Here is a 17,851-nt window from a genome sequence, read left to right as displayed (position 1 = left end):
GTTTAGCCTTTCATCGCCTGTGCGAAGCTATTGAGACGGGTACGGATGCTGCCGTCGATCAGCTGGCTGCCCAGCTGGACGACGAGGCCGCCGAGGATGGCGGGATCGACGGTCGTCGCGACGGTGACGTCGCGCCCGACACGGGATTTGAGGTTCGCGGTCAGCTCTTTCAGCTGCGCGGCCGAAAGCGGGTGCGCGCTGGTGACCTTCGCGGTCACTTCGCCGCGATGATCGGCGACGATCGCGTCGAACGCGTCGATCATTTTGGGCAGGTCGGCGAGGCGGCGGTTCTCGGCGAGCACGCCGAGGAACTTCGCGGTCAGCGAATCGAGCTTCATCGCCTTGGCGACCGCGGCGATGGCGTTCGCGGCGTCGGTGCGGCCGACGACCGGGCTGGCGATCAGCGCCGACAGGTCGGCCGAATCGGCGAGACCCGTCCTGAGCGTCGCAAGGCTCTTGGCGACCGCGTCGATCGCGTTCGATTCGCGGGCCAGATCGAACAGCGCGACCGCATAACGGCCCGCGAGGCCCGCCGTGATGTTGCCCTGAATGCCGCCGGAATTCTCCACGCGCGAAAGTCCTTTTCTACGATCCCGAGGGGGATGGCTGCGCGGATTTTCCCGGCATCCGAAAATGCCCCCCGCTGCAAAGTCGGGGCGCGCGTAGCAACGATTTTGCTGCAATGCAAGGCGGGGGTGGGGAGTCTTCTGGCTCCCTCCTCAAACCCGTTCGCCCTAAGCTTGTCGAAGGGCCGTTCTTTCTTCAAAGGTTGAGAGAAAGAAGGATGGGACTTCGACAGGCCCAGTCCGAACGGAAGAGGGGGAAGCACGTGGGCGAGATGATCCGGATGACGATGGACGATGGCGCCGAAATCGCCGTCTATCACACGCAGCCGGACGGTGAACGGCGCGGCGGCCTTGTCCTGATCCAGGAAATCTTCGGGGTCACCGACCATATCCGCGAGCTTTGCGACGAATATGCCGCCGATGGTTATGAGGTGCTGGCGCCCGCGCTGTTCGACCGCGAGCATCCGGGGTTCGACAGCGACTATTCGGGGCCGCAGTTCGAACGCGCGGTGCAACTGGCGCGCGAACTGCACCCGTTCGGGCAAAGCCTGAAGGATGCGCAGACGTGTATCGACGCGCTCAAGGCGAGGGGGCCGGTCTTCATCACCGGCTATTGCTACGGCGGTTCGGTCGCGTGGCGGATGGCGCAGATCAGCCCCGACCTTGCTGCAGCGTCGGCCTATTACGGCAGCCTCGTTCCGACCCAGTTCGCGGACGAGGCGCCCGGGTGCGCGACGGTCGCCCATTTCGGCCGCTATGACGCGGGCATTCCGATGGAAGGCGTCGAGGCGCTGATCGCCAAGGCGCATCCGACCGCGCAGGTCTTCGTCTATGATGCGAACCACGGGTTCAACAGCGACCGGCGCAAGGATTATCACGAGGCGTCGAGCGAGCTCGCGCGCGAACGCACGCTGATGCTGTTCAGGGCGTGCGGGGGTTGACGATCGTTCGGGTGGCCTTGTTCGGATTGCTGGTCATCGCTGCCCTTGTCGCCGCCGCGGGCGCGGTGCTCTATTTCAACCAGCAGAATATCTTCTACCCGGCGCCGCGCGACTATCCGCGCGGATCGCTGCCCGGCTACCGGATCGTCCATACCGAAACCTCGGACGGGTTAAGGCTGAAGGCACTTTACCGCGCCGCGCAGCCGGGCCGGCGCACGATCATCTTCTTTCACGGCAACGGGGATAGTCTGGCGGGGGCGGCCGAAGCGGTGCGGGGCCTCGCCGCCGATGGCATCGGCGTGCTGCTGGTCGAATATCGCGGTTATGGCGGCAATCCGGGATCGCCCGGCGAGGCGGGTTTCTATCGCGATGGCGAGGCCGCGATGCGCTGGCTGGCAAGCGAGGGAGTGGCGGCGTCGCAGACGATCCTCGTCGGAAACTCGATCGGATCGGGACCGGCGACCGAAATGGCGACGCGCCACCCGGTTGCGGCGCTCATCCTTGTATCGGGCTTTTCCAGCCTGCCCGATGTCGCGGGCGCCCATGTCCGCTGGCTGCCGGTTCGCTGGCTCGTGCGCGACCGGTTCGCGAATGCAAAAAAGATCGGGGCGGTCGAGGGCGATGTGCTCATCCTGCACGGCGACCGCGACAATGTGGTTTCGGTCGCCAATGCGCGGCGGCTCCACGCCGCACGCCCCCGTTCGACGCTGACGATCGTGCCCGGCGCCGGGCACGAGCTGGCGTGTAGCGATACGGCGCAGGGGCTGATCGCCGACTGGGTGGATCGCCTGCCCGACTGACGGATCGTCGGGGCCTATCGGCTCAGGGCGCGGCTGCCGGCTTGACCGCCGCGCCGCTCGCCGGCTGGCAGCGATAGACGAGCCGTTCGTTGGGGCTGGCGGGAAGCGCGCTGCGAATCGCGTCCTGCTGCGCCGCGAGGCCCGCGAGTTCGTCGGGGTTGGCGGTGCAGCTCTTGAGCGTGATCGTGGCGCGCGTCTCGCGCGCCTTGGTCATCGTCTCGGCGTCGAGCAGATAGCGTTCGACGCGATAGTCGCGCCCGCTTGCATCGATCGACGCGACGGTGACGGTCGCTTCCTCGTTGGGGACGAGGATGCGCTGCCAGCGGTCGTCGGCTGCGCGCGTATATTGCGTGCGGCCGTTCACGCAGCCGCCCTTGCCGATCGTGATCGGGACATCAGTCGTCGCCGATACGGTGATGCGGCTGCGGTCGGGGCGGATCGTGCAGAGGAAACTGCCCTCGGCAAGCTTCGGCGCGTCGGCCGCTGGGACGGCGGCCGCCTCCTTGTCGATTTCGGCGTGCGCGTCGGGGCGGGTGACGAACAGGACCGCGGCGCCGAGCATCAGCACCGCACCCGCGCCGCCCGCGATCTTCGCGTTGCGGAGGTTCTTCTGGTTGTAGAAGAGCAACCCGGCCCCGCCCGCGAGCGCGCCGATCACGAAGAGCACCCCGGCGAGCGCGATGCGGTTTTCGCGCGAGGCGAGCGCCTCTTCCTCGGCGCGCGCCTGCTTCAACTCGCGGTCCAGCTTGGCGGCGGCTTCCTTGGCGGCATTGGCTTCGGCGCTCGCGCGCGCTTCGGCGTCGATCGCGGCGCGGTCGCGTGCGTCGGCTTCGGCGAGCGACAGGCACGGGGTGCCGATGCTGCCATATTGCTGGTCGGCGTCGGCCAGGAAGCGGGTGAGCTCGCGCCCCGCGATCGCGAAGGCAAAGGGCGAATCGCCGTCGTCGGCGCGGGTGATCGCGGTGTTGATGCCGACGATGCGCCCGCACTGGTCGACGAGCGGGCCGCCCGAATTGCCGCGCGAAATCTTCGCGGTGTGGATCAGCATCGCGACCCCGTCGACCGCCTGCATGTTCGACATATTGCCTTCGCTGCGTGTGGGCGTGCGCGGGGTGATATAGTCGTTGGCGCTGCGCGCGGTCGCGAGGTCGACGTTGCCGGGATAGCCCAGCGCGACGACGTCGGCGCCCGAATCGAGCGGGCCGGTGTAGACCGCCGCGGCGGGCAGGCGCCCCTCGGTAATCTCGATCAGCGCGAGGTCGCGCGCGGTGTCGATCGCGATCAGCTTGCCCGCGAAACTCTTTTTCCCTTCCGACGGGACGACGCCGAGCGCGACGTTGCCGGGGTATTGGACCGCCGATTCGACGACATGCGCGTTGGTGACGATCCGCGTCGGCGAAATCGCGATGCCGCTGCCATGGCCGAAGCCGACGACTTCGCCGTCGACCATCGCGACGGTGACGACGCGCACGACGCTGCGCGACGCGGCGCTGATGTCGTCGGCGGCGCGCGCGGGCGCCGTGGGCGTGAGGGCGAGGGCAAGGAGGGCGAGCAGCAGGGAGAGGAGGCGGGTCATGGCGCGCACACTAGCCGGCCGGGAAGCGAAGGCAAGCGACCTAGATGTAGGGACCCCACATCACCATCCACGCACCGGCGCTGCCCGCGAGGATGACGAGGCTGCTGATGCCGAGCAGCGCCGCCGTGGCTTGCCGCGCGAGCGGGGTGCCGCGGGCGCCGGCGCGCAGATAGAGTTCGGCGATCGCGAGCGGGAGCAGCGAATTGGCGAAGGCGAGGAAAAGGTCGAACGGCCCGTCCATCGCCTTGCCGATCCCCGCGCCGCCGGTCGCGAGTCCCCACGCCATATAGCCGACGCGCATGAACCACACCGCGCTCGCCACCGCGAACAGGCGGATCGCCCAGCGGCGGTGGTCGGCGAAGCGGTGGGTGCGCGCGGCGCGCCAGGCGAGGCCCGCGAAAAGAACGATCAGCAGGGCGTCGAGCGTGATGCCGATCGCACCGACATAGTTCAGCCAGGTTCCGCGGCCCCAGGTCATCCACAGCCCGCCGAGCGCGAGGGTCAGCGCGCTGACCAGATAGAGCCGGCCATTCCAGCGATGCACCGCGGGCCAGCGGCTCCGGATCGCCGGGACGAGCTGGACGAGGCCGCCGAAGGTGATCCCCGCCGCCATCAGCACATGCACCGCGAAGAAGAGATTGCCCGCGGTGTCGCCCGCGACGAAGCCGGTGATGATCGGCTTCCTGTTCCAGTCCGCGAAATTGCCCGTCAGCGTCGGAGGATAATAATAGAGAAGGATGAAGGCGATGAAGAGCAGCTGCCCCGCGGCGATCGCGAGGTAGCAGAAGGTCGCGCTGCGCCCGAGCCAGTCGGTGCGGCGCGCGGGCCTTGCCGGTGCGATCGATGCGTCGATACTGGCCATGGCCCACCCTCCGTTTCCGGCCGGATCGTGAGCCTTTCGCCTTGGTGAGTCAATGATATAATACAGTAACACACAAAGGACCCGTGCTTTGAACGCAAGCATCGGGACGCGGCGCGAATCGCGGCGTGGCAAAGAAGGTCGGACAGCCGAGAAAGGATGTTTTATGACCTATTCGATCGAGGGGCTCAGCCCCGATCAATTCGCCCCCTTGTTCGCGATGGGCGATACCGAACTGGCCGCGATCAATGCGCGCCGTGTGACTGTGACCACCGATCGCGGCTTTCCGTGCCGTATCAGTCTGGAAGACGCGAAGGCGGGCGAGGAGCTGATCCTGCTCCATCACACCAGCCACGATGTCGCAACGCCGTATCGCAGCGCCTATGCGATCTATGTGCGGCCCGGTGTCGCGGCGGCGCGCTATCGCGACGAATTGCCTCCGGTGTTCGAGGGCCGCGCGCTTGCACTCCGGGCGTTCGCCGGCGATGGCATGCTGCGAACCGCGCGGCTCGCGGGACCGGGCGAGGCCGATGATGCGATCCGCGACCTGTTCGCCGACCCGGGCACCTCCTATATCGATGCCCATAACGCCGCCTATGGCTGTTTCGCCGCGCGGATCGAAAGGGATGAGCCATGAGCGCCGACCTGATGACCGACGACGATCGCTGGGCGGCGGTGCTCCGCCGCGACCGCGCGCTCGACGGACGCTTCGTGACCGGGGTGCTGACGACGGGCATCTATTGCCGGCCGAGCTGCGCGGCGCGGCACCCGCACCGTGACAATGTGCGCTTCTTTGCCGACGGTGCCGGCGCCCGCGAAACAGGTCTTCGTCCGTGCAAGCGCTGCCTGCCCGACGATGTCGCGCGCGACGAGGGCGCGGTGCTCGCGGCGATCCACGCGATCAAGGCGAGCGAAGAGCCGCTCGCGCTCGCCGACCTCGCCGCGCGCACCGGCTATTCGCCGACGCATTTCCAGCGCGTCTTCACCCGCCACACCGGCCTCTCGCCCGCCGCCTATGCCCGCGCCCTGCGCGAAGAGCGCGCGCGGCAGGCCTTGAGCGAGGGCGAGCGGGTGACCGACGCGATTTATGACGCGGGCTTTTCGGGGCCGTCGCGTTTCTATGAGAATATGGAGGGACGCATGGGTATGACGGCTTCGGCTTGGGTGAATGGCGGCAAGGGCGCGACGATCCGTTGGGCGGTCGTGCCGACGAGCCTCGGCGACATGCTCGTCGCCGCGACGGCAAAGGGCGTGTGCCGCCTGTCGTTCGACGAGGGGCGCGAGGCGCTCGAAGAGCGCTTCCCCGCCGCAGACCTCATCGAGGGCGGCGATGAATTTTCGGCGCTGCTCGAGCAGGTGGTCGCGGCGGTCGAGGCGCCGGTCGACGGCTTCGACCATATCCCGATCGACGTGAAGGGCACGGCTTTTCAGGAAGCGGTGTGGCGTGAGCTTCGCAAGATCCCCGCGGGCGAAACGCGTAGTTATTCGGATATCGCCGCCGCGGTCGGCAGGCCCAATGCAGTGCGTGCGGCGGGGAGTGCGAATGGCGCGAACAATGTCGCGGTGCTCATCCCCTGCCATCGTGTGGTACGCAGCGACGGATCGCTCGGCGGTTATGCCTATGGCCTGCCGATCAAGGAAGAATTGCTCAAGAGGGAGAGTTTCTGATGTCCGACAAGGTTGCCGAATTTCGCGCGCTTCATATTCCGGGCGACCCGCTGATCCTCGTCAACATCTGGGATGCGGGGAGCGCGAAGGCGGTCGCCGCCGCGGGCGCCAGGGCGATCGCGACGGGCAGCTTCGGCGTTGCGGGCGCGCAGGGCCGCGCCGACGGCGAGGATTTCCCGCTCGCGGATGTGTTCGAGAATCTGGACCGCATCCTGTCGGTCACCGACCTGCCGGTGACGATCGACATGGAGGCGGGCTATGGCGCCAATCCGGCGGCGGTCGGCGTGTCGGTCGGCCGCGCGAAGGCGGCGGGCGCGGCGGGGATCAACATGGAGGACCGCCTGCCCGGCCAGTCTGACCTGCTGCCGGTCACCGAGGCCGTAGCGCGTTACCGCGCCGCGACCGATACCGGCATCTTCGTCAACGCCCGCTGCGACACCTTCCGCGGCGCCGATGCGGCGAAGGACGGCGATACGCTCGTCGCCGCGACGCTCGAACGCGCGCGCGCCTATGCCGATGCGGGCGCGGGGTCGCTGTTCGTGCCCTTCCTGCTCGATCCCAAATGTATCGGCGCGATCTGCGAAGGCTCGCCGCTGCCGGTCAACATCCTGCGCGGCAGGGGCGGACCGACGCACAAGGAACTGGCCGCGCTCGGCGTGGCACGGATCAGCCATGGCCACCAGCCGTGGGCGGCGGCGATGGCGTGGCTCACGGCGCAGGCAAACCAGGTTCTCGGGGGCGAAGAGCCCGATTATTGAGTCGCCGTGTGGTGACTTAGTCCTCGCTCTCGGCGGCGGCGCTCTTGCCTCCGCCGGGGCGCCGGTCGCGAAGCGCTTCGAGTTGCGCCAGCATCACCTCGCCGCGGCCATTGTCGTGCGGGTCGAAGGCGACGGTCTTCGCGAGCCGCAACGCCGGCTCGAAATCGCCCAGATTGGCGAGCGCGAAGGCATAGGAGACGCGAATCTCGATATTCTCGGGCGTCAGCGAAAAGGCACGTTCCAGCCCCTGGATGGCGATGTCGGGCGGGCGCTTGCCTTGCATCACGAAGCTTTCGAAATAGGCATAGAGCGGCACGGCGTCGTTCGGATCGGTGCGGTTGGCGAGCGTGATCGGTCGCCGCGCCGCGCCCCACGCGGCGGGATCGTCGGAGCCCTTGTCGTAGAGCTCATGGATATTGAGCCGGCCGAGCAGCACATTCGCGCGCACATGGTCCGGTTTTGCCGCGAGGACCTTGCCCAGCGCGGTGCGGATCGCGGCGAGGTCGCGCTCCTCCTTCTCCATATCCCACTCGGCGGCGGCAAGTTCGAACTGGAGATCGGGATTGGCGGGCAGTTTTGCCGCCAGCGCGCGCAGGCCGTCGCGCGCCTTTTTTGTCCGCGCCCCGTCGCCGCGCGCATTCATCCGTTCGAGCCGCAGCATGATCACGGCATCCTCGTCGGCGGACAGCGGCGTGATCGTGATGTTCGCCGAGACGGGCACCGGGTCGCGCGTCGTGCGGTAGGACAGCTTGCCCTCGATATAGCGGTTGAGGTCCTTGTCGAGCTGCGCAAGGTCGCCGAACGCCTCGGTCGCGGCCTTTTTCGGGTCGGTCCCGGCGTTGATCGCATTGACATAGCCATTGATCTGGTTCGGCCGCGCCGGGCTATGGAACAACATGTGGGTCAGGATCCACGCGCGCCCGTAATAGACGTCGGTCTGGCCGTTGGTGCGCATCGCGCTCGGGGGCTCCATGATGACGCGCTCGACCGGAATTTTGGGCTGCATCAGCAGGCCATAGGCGCGGCGATAGACGGGCTGGCCGATCATCGCATGGCCCTCTTTGTTGAAATCGACGGTCGAATAATATTCGGCAAAGCCCTCGATGAACCAGCCCGGAAAAGCGGCGCGCAGGTGCCGCTTCATGAAATGGTGGCTATATTCGTGAAACAATATCTGCTGCGACGCCGAAGTGCCTTTGCCCAGACTGTCATTCTCGCGGTTCGACATGGCGAAGGCGCCGTCGCCGTTCTGGCGGTAGAAGCCGCCGATCGGTGCCTTTCGCGACCCCATCGCCAGTTCGGCGACATCTTCGCTCGCGGGGAGGAGATAGATCGGCAGGCGGCTGTCCTCGCCCTGGGTCTCGACCCGGAAGACGAGGCGGAGCGTGGTGTCGAAGCGCTGCAGATTCTGCGCGAACTCGCGCAGCGATTTCTCGTTGCTCTCGCTATAGATGATAAAGCTTTCGGTATCGGCGCGCAGCCATTTTGCTTCGGCCGGGCCGGTCGTCGCAACCAGCGCCCAAACCGCCACGACGCCCCAAACGGCTTTTTTCATTTCTGTGCCCCCGCCCCAAAATATGCAGCGATGCTGCCAGCGGGGCGGGGCAGAGTAAAGCCCTCGTTTCGCTAGACAAAGCTGTAGGGGTCGATGTCGATCGCGAGGCGGGCCTTCGCGGGCCAGTCGACGCTGTTCACCCACTCGCGGATTGTCCCCTGCAGGTCGAAACTGCGCGGGGCGTGGAGCAGCAGGCGGAAGCGATGGCGCCCGCGCAGCATCGCGAGCGGGGCGGGGGCGGGGCCATAGACCGCGAGACCGTCGGCGACCGGCGCCTTCTGCCCCAGCCGCTGCGCCTGCCCGCGCGCAACCTCGATATCCTCCGACGAGATGACGAGTGCGGCGAAGCGGCCATAGGGCGGCGCGCCCGCGAATTTCCGCGCCGCCGCCTCGGCCGAATAGAAACCGTCGCGGTCGTTGGCGACGAGCGCCGCCATAACCGGGGCGTCGGGAACGCGTGTCTGGATCAGCACCTCGCCCGGCTTCACCCCGCGCCCGGCGCGCCCCGCGACCTGCGCGATCTGCTGGAAGGTGCGCTCGGATGCGCGAAGGTCGCCGCCGTCGAGCCCGAGGTCGGCATCGACGACGCCCACCAATGTAAGGTTCGGGAAATGATAGCCCTTGGTGACGAGCTGGGTGCCGATGATGATGTCGACCAGCCCGCCCTCGACATTGTCGACGAACTCGGCGGCCTTTGCGGGCGACCAGAGCGTGTCCGAGGTGACGATGGCGGTACGCGCTTCGGGAAAGCGCAGCGCGACCTCATCGGCGACACGCTCGACCCCGGGGCCGCACGCGACGAGGCTGTCCTCGTCCTCGCATTCGGGGCAGAGCCGCGGCGGCGGCATGACATGCCCGCAATGGTGGCACGCGAGGCGGTGGACGAGGCGATGCTCGACCATCCACGCGGTGCAGTTCGGGCATTGGATGCGATGGCCGCAGGTGCGGCAGAGCGTGAGCGGCGCAAAGCCGCGGCGGTTCAAAAAGAGCAGGCTCTGCTCGCCCTTCGCGAGGCGGTTGGCGAGCGCGTCGACGAGCGGCGGCGCGAGCCAGCGGCCGCGGTCGGGCGGGTCCTGCCGCATGTCGATCGCGGCGAGGTCGGGCAAGGTCGCGCCGCCGAAGCGCGCGGGGAGCTGGATATGGCGATACCGCCCCGCCTCGACCATCGCGAGGCTTTCGAGCGCGGGGGTGGCGCTCGCGAGGATCACCGGCAGCCCCTCGAAATGCCCGCGCATAACCGCGACGTCGCGCGCGTGATAATGGACGCCGTCCTCCTGCTTGAAGCTCGTCTCGTGCGCCTCGTCGACGACGATCACGCCGAGGTTCGCGTAAGGGAGGAAGAGCGCCGAGCGCGCGCCAATGACGATGCGCGCGTCGCCCGATGCAATCGCGTGCCAGGCGCGGCGGCGTTCGGCCGAGCGCAGGCCGCTGTGCCACGCGACGGGCTCGCAGCCGAAGCGCGCGGTGAAGCGCGTCAGCATCGGTTCGGTCAGCGCAATTTCGGGGAGCAGGACGAGCGCCTGCTGGCCCGCGTCGATCGCGGCGGCGATCGCCTCCATATAGACTTCGGTCTTGCCCGACCCCGTGACGCCGTCGAGCAGCAAGGTATCGAACTTCGCGGCGTGCACCGCATCCTTTAGCTGCGCGGCGGCGGCGGTCTGTTCGTCGGAGAGGTCGGGGGGCGCAAAGCCGCTGTCGGGTTCGGGGTAGGGCTGGTCGGCCGAGACGGTGACGGCTTCGAGCGCGCCGGTGTTCACCAGCCCGCGGATCACTGCCTCGCTGACCTCGGCGAGCGCGGCGAGTTCGCGCACCATGCCCTGCCGCTCGCCGATCGCTTCGAGCGCGACGATACGCTGCGGCGTCATCCGCGCCGGGATTTCGCCGGTCGCGCGATATTCGACGATCGGGCGCCGCGCGTCGGCAAAGGCGACGCCGGGCAGCACCATGCGCAGCACCGCGCCCGGCGGCGCGAGATAATAGTCGCTCGTCCATTCGACGAGGCGGCGCAAAGGCGCGGGCACCGGCGGTACGGCCACCACTTCGTAGAGGTTGCGCAGGCGGTTGTCGCCGACCGCCTCGGGCGCGCCGAAACTCGCATCCTCCCACACCACGCCGCCGAGCCGCCGCGGGCCGAGCGGCGCGATCACGACGCTTCCCAGCGGCGCCTCGCTTTCGCGCGGGACGCGATAGTCGAGCGGGCCGAGGGCGGCGGTGAGGAGGAGGACGCGGGCGCGGGTCATGGGGGCGAGCAGGATATAGGGCAGCGGGTAAAATAGGAAAGCGGTGCTGGCGCGATGGCGCGTTCTGCGCTGTCGTAACGGGTCAGCTTGCGAAATAGCCCGAGCGATTTGCGAATGCTTCGACGGCCGCGGGGTCGGAGAAATCGAGCTCGATCATTTCGTGGATGGCGCGCTTCTTGTCGGCGCTCTTCGCATGATAGCGCGCGCAAATCGCATAGCCGACATAATAGCCGAGATCGCGAACGCCGAACGCATTGTCGGTGTTGTTGTAAAGCCAGCCACTATAGTCATTTGCATGCATGTCACGGACAAAGGCTGCCTTGATACGCGCGTCGTTTTCGGGGCCATAGGCGACGTATGGCAGGTCGGGCATGCGGCCCGTGACCTGTTCGGCAACGAAATCGGCAACGCCTTCGTAGATTGCCTGCGACAGAAGGCTTTTCCTGTCCCCACGTTCCTGCGTGTGCACGGCTTCGTGCACGATCAGCAGGTCGAGATTGTCGGCCGGTTTGCTGGCGAAATATCCGCTGAAAAAATGCTGAAGTCCCGGAGGCATTTGGGAGATATCGACGGTCGGATCGCCCATCGCCATTTCGGCGCCGATCAGCACCTTGTCTCCCAGCGTTGTGCCCGCCGAACGCAGGGCCCCGATCTCGAAATAGACGCTCGCGGGCCTGAGGCCCGGATAGAGCTGTCTGAAGCGATCGAGATAGACCGTGACTCTGCCCAGCGACGCCTGCACATTGCCGGTTTTGGGACGCACCGAATCCCAGTATCTGGAATAGGCGCGAATGGCATCGACATAGGTCTGCGCGGTGTAACCCTTTGCTTCCATGAAGGCGTGCAACCCCGGCGTACCGCGATCGAGATAGAGTTTCTGCAACAGGTCGATTTGTCGTGCGGCATCTTCTGTCTGGCGAACCGCGTCATAGGCTTCCCAGAAGCGATCAATATCTTCGGTGACGATCGCGATTTGCGCGGAGGATTCCCGGCTGACCGGGACGGGGGAAGAAGGGGTGGCGACCGCTCCCATGCATCCCGACAATCCCATGAGGATCATCAGACCCGCACCTGCTCGCATCATCAGCCTCCGACCGCAAAAAGCCGCTGTATATCGCCGGGCCGCCCACGCAAGCGGTTTGCCGATCGCTTCCGCCACCCGACGAGCCATATTCAGAGCGTAGCCAGCGCCGCTTTCTTCGCTACCCGCTTCACCGGCTTCGGCCGCCTGAACCAGAAGGTCCACACGGCAAAGCTGCCGAGCATCGTCATCGCGAGGCCCGAGAGAGTGAGCAGGATACGCCAGGTCCAGCCGCCGACCTTCGACGCGTGGATCGGGAAGGCCATGTTGAATGCCTGCGCCCCGCTGGGCATCGCGAGCGCGTCGCGTGCGCCGAGCAGCTCGCCGGTCGCGGCGTCGAACCACAGGGTCGAGCGGCCGTTGGGAAGCCATTCGGCCTGCTGGCGCATCCTGAGGCTGATCGGATCGCCGGGCTTGCGCGGCAGGCTGAGGATGCGGAATTCGGCGTCGGGAAAGCGCCGCCGTCCTTCCGCCAGCATTGCGGTATAATCGGGCTTTCCGGTAAGCGGACCGCCCTTGTATTTCGGTGGCTCGATCGCCTTCGCCGCCTCGGCGGGCGAGCCGAAGGGCGCGATCATCACCATCGCGAAGGGGCGGAAGATCATCATCGTGCCGGTGACGATCGAGATCAGCAACAGCGGCGCGGCGATGATGCCGAGATCGCGGTGGTGCATGACGATCGACGGGCGGCTCATCCGTTTCGGCCACAGGCGAAGCTGGAAGGTCTTGCGCGTGCGCCACCACAGGATCGCGCCCGAAATCACGAAGAACAGGCCGGCGAGCCCCGCGATCCCGATCACCCATTCGCCGCTGTCGCCCGCGAAGAGATGATGGTGGAAATCGAAGATCCACAGCTCGGGCCGCTCCCACTGGCTCGCCCAGCGCGTGACGAGGTCGCCCGACTGGCTGGCATAGGCGCCCGCTTCCTTGCCGAAGCGGAGCTGGTGGAGCCCGAAGCGTTCGTCGGCATAGATGATGCCCTGCGCACCTGGCATCGCCATCAGCTTTTCGGTGGTCGCGGTGACCGTGGCGAGGTCGCCGCGCAGCGGATCGCCGGTACCCGGAAGGCCGATCCACAAATAATCATAGAGCAGGATGGTGCCCGACAGCCCGAGCAGCGCGAGCACGAGGCCGAGAAGGCCGCCGGTCCAACGGTGGAGGGTGTCGAGCAATTTCATCATGCCGGAAGTACCAGATCCTAGAAACGATAGTCCCAGCCGAGCGTGACGGTCCGCCCGCGTCCGGTAAAGAAGCGGGCATTGTCGGTTGCCGCCACGGTCGAGCGGATCGTCTGGCTGTTATAGGTGACATAGTCGACATCGAACAGGTTCGACGCCGCGAGCGTGATCCCGCCGAGGCGCGGCAGGTCGTAACGCAGCACGGCATCCGTGAGCGTGTAGCCCGAAAAAGCGGTATTGGCCGGGGCACCGTCGAATTTGCGGTCGAGATAGAGCCCCGCCTGCAGGCGTGCGGACACCGGCCCGCTGTTGTAGCTGGCCCAGAGGTTGACGCGATCGGGCGAAATATTCGCGCCGTCGAGGTCGATATCGACCTTGTCGTCCTTGTTGCTGTCGGTGCGGCCGGACAGATGGGCATAGCCGGTCCCGAGCTTCAGCCCGTCGACCGGAAGCTCGACCGCAAGATTGATCTCGAAACCCTGGATTTCGATGCGCTGGCGCTGGACGTCATAGACGCCCGCGCTGTTCATGACCAACAGCCCGCCATCTTTCGATGTCGACCAGAAATAGGACGCGCTGGCATCGAGCGGCCCGCGCTTGATTTCGATGCCGACCTCGCGATTGTTCGAAATCACGGGGGTGACATTGACATCCTCGATACGGAAATTCGGCTGGGTCCTGCCATTGACCGACCGCAGGATTCGGCCGACGTCGGCAATCGAATAGCCTTCGGCATAGCTGGCATAGGCCCGGATGCCTTCTGCCGGCTCGACGATCACGCCGCCATTGATCAGCAGATCGTCAAAATTGCGGGTGCCGCCGCTGACGCGGGCCGAATTATAGGAGGCGAGCGTCACAAAATCGTCGACCTTGAGCTGGCCATTTTCCCAGCGCGCGCCGCCGGCAACGCGGACGGCGCCGTCGAACAGCTTCAGATTGGCCTGACCGAAGGGGGCGAGCGTGCGGAAGGTGGTGGGCGGGACCCAATAGCGCGCCGTCGCGATCATCTCCTGCTGGGTCTTGTCCCACATCGAGTCGAAGCCGAGCGTGAGGTTGAGCGCATCAAAGAATTGCCGCTCGTAGCTGACGCGTGCGCCCAGTTTGCGCGAGCGGTTCGCCGACTGGTCGAACAAGGTGCCGATGGGGGCGATGCTGGCGTCCTGGAAGGTGGCGCTTATATCGCCGCCGAAAATATCGCGCGACCGGTTGAAAAAGGCCTGGAAGACCAGGTTGCCGCCGCCGAGATCGGTATCGGTCAGCGTCAGGTTGACCGTTTCGACGCGGTTGGAGGCGGCTTCACCCTGTATGTCGCCGCGCCGCGAGCTGGTGGGAAGGCCCGTCGCCCGATTGCCCGCGACCTGCACCCAGTCGCCATTGCCCTCGAGGTTGAAACGCGTGGCGAACAGTTCGAGGCGGGCGGTCGACGACAGGTCATAGCCCAGCCGCGCAAAGAAGCTGAGGCTCTTGCTGTCCTGCACATCGCCCTGCGTATTGTCGATGCCGACGCGGCGGCCCGCGCCGTCATAATAGAGGCCGCGCGTTTCATAGGCGACACCGCCGGTCACATCGAACGCGCCCTGCCGGTAGGACAGCAGCCCGCCAAGCTTGCCGCCGAAGCTGTTGTTTTCGAAATTGCCCGTCGATCCCTGGACCAGCGCGCGGCCGGAGAGGCCGTCTTCGCGCGGAGCCTGGACCACCACCTGATTGACCACGCCGCCGGTTGCGCCGATCCCCTGCAGGGCGTTCGACCCATAGATCAACTCGACGCGATCGAGGAAAAAGGGGTCGATCGTATAGCCATCGCGCGATCCGTCGCGGATCGGGGTCGATTGCGGGATGCCGTTGATCGCATAGAGCGGCGAGCGGCCGCGAAGCGTTTCGCCCGAGCCCGAGAGTTTCTGGCGCGTCGGCGAGAAGCTGGGTGTCAGGTTCGCGACCGCATCGATGACCGAGCCGGATACCGCAACCTGTTGATCCAGGCTGTCCTTGGAAATGACGTCGATCGTCAGCGGCAGCGCATTGGGGGGCAGGATCGTGCGCGCGGCGGTGACGACGATCGCCTCGCCGCTCGCGGCACCCTCGTCGACGGGGGCGGTGTCCTGCGCGAAGGCGGGCGACGACAGCGCGGTGGTCAACAACGCGGCGGCGGCAATTTTGCGAATCATTCTCAACTCCTGTTCGCACGGGCCGCTAATGAGAGCAATTCGCATAAGCAAGGAAAAAGCCGCGGAGCAGCGACCATTTGTTCATTTCGCCCAGGTCCGTGGAAAAATCGCCACAGTGCCGAAAAGCGCGCTATCAGCTTGCCGATGCGGGAAAAGGAACTGCGCTTCGCCCTGATTTGCTACGGCGGCATCAGCCTTGCTGTCTACATGCACGGCATCACGAAAGAAGTGTGGCGGCTCGCCGCGGCGTCGCGCGCGTTCCACGACGGCGCCCCGCTGACCGGTGCGGGCGCGGTCTATGGCGACTTGCTGGCGGAGATCGCGGCGCGCAGCAATGTGCGGCTGCGCGTGCTCGCCGACATCGTCGCGGGGGCGAGCGCGGGGGGCATAAACGGCATCTTCCTCGCGCGCGCGCTGGCGACGGGGCAATCGCTCGAGCCGCTCACCGACCTGTGGCTCGACAGCGCCGACGTCGACCGGCTGATCGATCCCGACGCGCGGCCGCTGTCGGCGGCGACCAAATTCTGGGCGGTACCGATCGCCGGCTGGATGATGAAAAAGCGCGGCAACGCCATCGACCGCACCGTCGGCGAAGGCGCGCAGGACGAGGTGCGCGCGAAGCTGTCGCGCTTCGTCCGCGCGCGCTGGTTCGAACCGCCCTTCGGCGGCGAGACCTTCACCAACCTGTTGCTCGATGCGTTCGACGCGATGGATGCGGGGCCGCGCGGGCCGGTGCTGGTGCCGGGCGGACAACCCGTCGACCTGTTCGTGTCGGTCACCGATTTTGCCGGGCACAGCGTGCCGCTGGCGCTCAACAGCCCGGCGCGCGTGACCGAGGACGAGCACCGGCTGATGCTGCATTTTCGCGAGGACAGCCGGACGGGCGCGCGGCTCGACGACGTGCCTGGGCTGGTCGGGGCGGCGCGCGCGACGGCGAGCTTCCCCGGCGCCTTTCCTCCCTTCACGCTGCGCGAACTCGACCGGGTGCTGGACAAGCGGCAGATCGCATGGCCGGCGCGCGATACCTTCATCCGCACGCAGCTTCCCGCGGGCGGCGAAGGCGATCCCGCCGACCGCGTGCTGATCGACGGGTCGGTGCTCGCGAACGCGCCCTTCCGGCCCGCGATCGCGGCGCTCAAGCAGCGCCCGGCGCGGCGCGAGATCGACCGCCGCTTCGTCTATATCGATCCCAAGCCCGATTACCGGTCGATCAGTTTCGGCAAGCCCGCGGCCGAAGAGGCGCAGTTGCCGGGCTTCCTCCCCACGATCCTCGGCGCGCTGTCCGAAATCCCGCGCGAACAGCCGATCCGCGAGAATGTTGAGGCGATCGAGGGCATGTCGCGTCGCATCCGGCGGATGCAGCATATCGTCGATGCGATGAAGGTCGAGGTCGAGGAACAGGTCGCTGCGCTGTTCGGCACCACCTTCTTCCTCGACACCCCGACGGTCGCGCGGCTCGAAAAATGGCGCGCCAAGGCGCAGGATCAGGCGGCGGCGCGCGCGGGCTTCGCTTTTGCGCCCTACGGCCACCTCAAGCTGTCGGCGGTGATCGAGGAGATGGCGAGCCTGATTGACCGCCTGTTGCCGCCCGAGGGCGCGGTCCATCAGGCGAACCGGCGCCTTGCGCTGTGGGACGAGGCGCGCGCGCGCGGTCTCGACCGGATTTCGGGCAAGAGGGGCGCGGGCGCCAGCAGCGACGCCATCGTCTTTTTCCGCACCCACGATCTCGGTTTTCGTATCCGCCGCCTTCGTTTCCTCGCGCGCGAACTCGACACCGCGGTCGAGGCGACGCGCGACGGGCGCGACCCGGTGTGCGAGGATATGCGCGAGGCGATCTTCACCGCGCTCGGCCTCTATCTCGACCGGCAGGGTGACAGCTGGCTCGCCGATCTCGACCTGCCCGCCGATGCCGGGCCCGGCGACTGGATCGACGCGATCGCCGCGCGGCGCGACCTGCGCACGGTCGACAACGAGGCCGATGCGCTGATCGCCGCGGGGCTGTCGGCGATGCCGAAGGACGACCGGCGGACGCTGCTGCTCGCCTATTTGGGCTATCCCTTTTACGACATCGCGACCTTGCCGCTGCTGCAGGGCGAGGGATTCGACGAGTTCGACCCGATCAAGATCGACCGCATCTCGCCTTCGGACGCGACCGCGATCCGTACCGGCGGCGCCGCGGCGATGCTGAAGGGGGTCGAATTCAACAGCTTCGGCGCCTTCTTCAGCCGCGCGTACCGTGAGAATGACTATCTGTGGGGGCGGCTCCACGGCGCCGACCGGCTGATCGACATCGTCGCGAGCAGCGTGACGGGCGACGGCGCGCTGGCGGGGGCGGATCTGAAAGCGATCAAGCGCCGCGCGTTCCTCGCGATCCTCGACGAGGAGGAGGGAAGGCTGCCCAAGGTGAAGGGATTGATTGCGGAGTTGAGGGGCGAGATCGGGTAGGCGCGTTAACGCGCTAGAC

General features: G+C 66.9%; 14 protein-coding genes. 6 read left to right on the top strand and 8 right to left on the bottom strand.

Annotated elements, in window-relative coordinates:
* Positions 1 to 2: 2 nt before the first annotated feature.
* On the bottom strand, positions 3 to 569 hold the full coding sequence (locus tag ACIPPQ_RS10925; RefSeq protein WP_446544109.1) for a F0F1 ATP synthase subunit delta: 567 nt from the start codon (positions 567 to 569) through the stop codon (positions 3 to 5).
* A 269-nt stretch (positions 570 to 838) separates the two neighbouring features.
* Here ACIPPQ_RS10925 and ACIPPQ_RS10920 point away from each other — a divergent pair, with 269 nt between their 5' ends.
* Complete coding sequence (locus ACIPPQ_RS10920; RefSeq protein ID WP_446544360.1) at positions 839 to 1,507, top strand: dienelactone hydrolase family protein; 669 nt, start codon at positions 839 to 841, stop codon at positions 1,505 to 1,507.
* Positions 1,504 to 2,307, top strand: coding sequence for an alpha/beta hydrolase (locus ACIPPQ_RS10915; RefSeq protein ID WP_446544108.1), 804 nt, complete (start codon positions 1,504 to 1,506; stop codon positions 2,305 to 2,307). The genes ACIPPQ_RS10920 and ACIPPQ_RS10915 overlap by 4 nt, the downstream gene beginning before the upstream one ends.
* Positions 2,308 to 2,329: 22 nt before the next feature.
* Here the strand turns inward: ACIPPQ_RS10915 and ACIPPQ_RS10910 are convergent, their stop codons facing one another.
* On the bottom strand, positions 2,330 to 3,883 hold the full coding sequence (locus ACIPPQ_RS10910) for a S1C family serine protease (protein WP_446544107.1): 1,554 nt from the start codon (positions 3,881 to 3,883) through the stop codon (positions 2,330 to 2,332).
* A 40-nt stretch (positions 3,884 to 3,923) separates the two neighbouring features.
* The gene (locus tag ACIPPQ_RS10905; protein WP_446544106.1) at positions 3,924 to 4,745 is read right to left on the bottom strand and encodes a DUF2306 domain-containing protein; all 822 of its coding nucleotides are present in this window, start codon (positions 4,743 to 4,745) and stop codon (positions 3,924 to 3,926) included.
* A 163-nt stretch (positions 4,746 to 4,908) separates the two neighbouring features.
* Here ACIPPQ_RS10905 and ACIPPQ_RS10900 point away from each other — a divergent pair, with 163 nt between their 5' ends.
* Genes ACIPPQ_RS10900 through ACIPPQ_RS10890 form a run of 3 tightly spaced genes read left to right on the top strand, consistent with a single transcriptional unit; the run spans position 4,909 to position 7,168 of the window.
* Positions 4,909 to 5,379 (top strand): DUF1203 domain-containing protein, encoded by a 471-nt coding sequence (locus tag ACIPPQ_RS10900; protein WP_446544105.1) that lies wholly within the window; start codon positions 4,909 to 4,911, stop codon positions 5,377 to 5,379.
* Complete coding sequence (ada, locus tag ACIPPQ_RS10895) at positions 5,376 to 6,410, top strand: bifunctional DNA-binding transcriptional regulator/O6-methylguanine-DNA methyltransferase Ada (protein ID WP_446544104.1); 1,035 nt, start codon at positions 5,376 to 5,378, stop codon at positions 6,408 to 6,410. Before ACIPPQ_RS10900 ends, ada begins: the two co-directional genes overlap by 4 nt.
* Positions 6,410 to 7,168, top strand: coding sequence for an isocitrate lyase/PEP mutase family protein (locus tag ACIPPQ_RS10890; protein WP_446544103.1), 759 nt, complete (start codon positions 6,410 to 6,412; stop codon positions 7,166 to 7,168). The genes ada and ACIPPQ_RS10890 overlap by 1 nt, the downstream gene beginning before the upstream one ends.
* A 16-nt stretch (positions 7,169 to 7,184) precedes the next feature.
* On the opposite strand, the gene ACIPPQ_RS10885 is transcribed toward ACIPPQ_RS10890, so the two are convergent.
* The 5 genes from ACIPPQ_RS10885 to ACIPPQ_RS10865 form a co-directional block, all read right to left on the bottom strand.
* Entirely contained in the window at positions 7,185 to 8,723 is a 1,539-nt protein-coding gene (locus ACIPPQ_RS10885) for a hypothetical protein (protein ID WP_446544102.1), read from the bottom strand.
* A gap of 71 nt (positions 8,724 to 8,794) precedes the next feature.
* Entirely contained in the window at positions 8,795 to 10,963 is a 2,169-nt protein-coding gene (locus ACIPPQ_RS10880; RefSeq protein ID WP_446544101.1) for a primosomal protein N', read from the bottom strand.
* 82 nt (positions 10,964 to 11,045) lie between these two features.
* The gene (locus tag ACIPPQ_RS10875; RefSeq protein WP_446544100.1) at positions 11,046 to 12,047 is read right to left on the bottom strand and encodes a DUF2268 domain-containing putative Zn-dependent protease; all 1,002 of its coding nucleotides are present in this window, start codon (positions 12,045 to 12,047) and stop codon (positions 11,046 to 11,048) included.
* An 89-nt stretch (positions 12,048 to 12,136) separates the two neighbouring features.
* On the bottom strand, positions 12,137 to 13,222 hold the full coding sequence (locus ACIPPQ_RS10870; RefSeq protein ID WP_446544359.1) for a PepSY-associated TM helix domain-containing protein: 1,086 nt from the start codon (positions 13,220 to 13,222) through the stop codon (positions 12,137 to 12,139).
* 20 nt (positions 13,223 to 13,242) lie between these two features.
* A complete protein-coding gene (locus ACIPPQ_RS10865; RefSeq protein ID WP_446544099.1) occupies positions 13,243 to 15,387 on the bottom strand; it encodes a TonB-dependent receptor in 2,145 nt (714 codons plus the stop codon).
* Positions 15,388 to 15,531: 144 nt separating this feature from the next.
* On the opposite strand from ACIPPQ_RS10865, the gene ACIPPQ_RS10860 reads away from it, so the two are divergent.
* Positions 15,532 to 17,832, top strand: a complete 2,301-nt coding sequence (locus tag ACIPPQ_RS10860) for a patatin-like protein (protein WP_446544358.1) — start codon at positions 15,532 to 15,534, stop codon at positions 17,830 to 17,832.
* Positions 17,833 to 17,851: the final 19 nt, after the last annotated feature.

The sequence above is a fragment of the Sphingopyxis sp. LARHCG72 genome, assembly GCF_052871675.1.
This window is presented reverse-complemented; position numbering and strand designations above follow the sequence as displayed.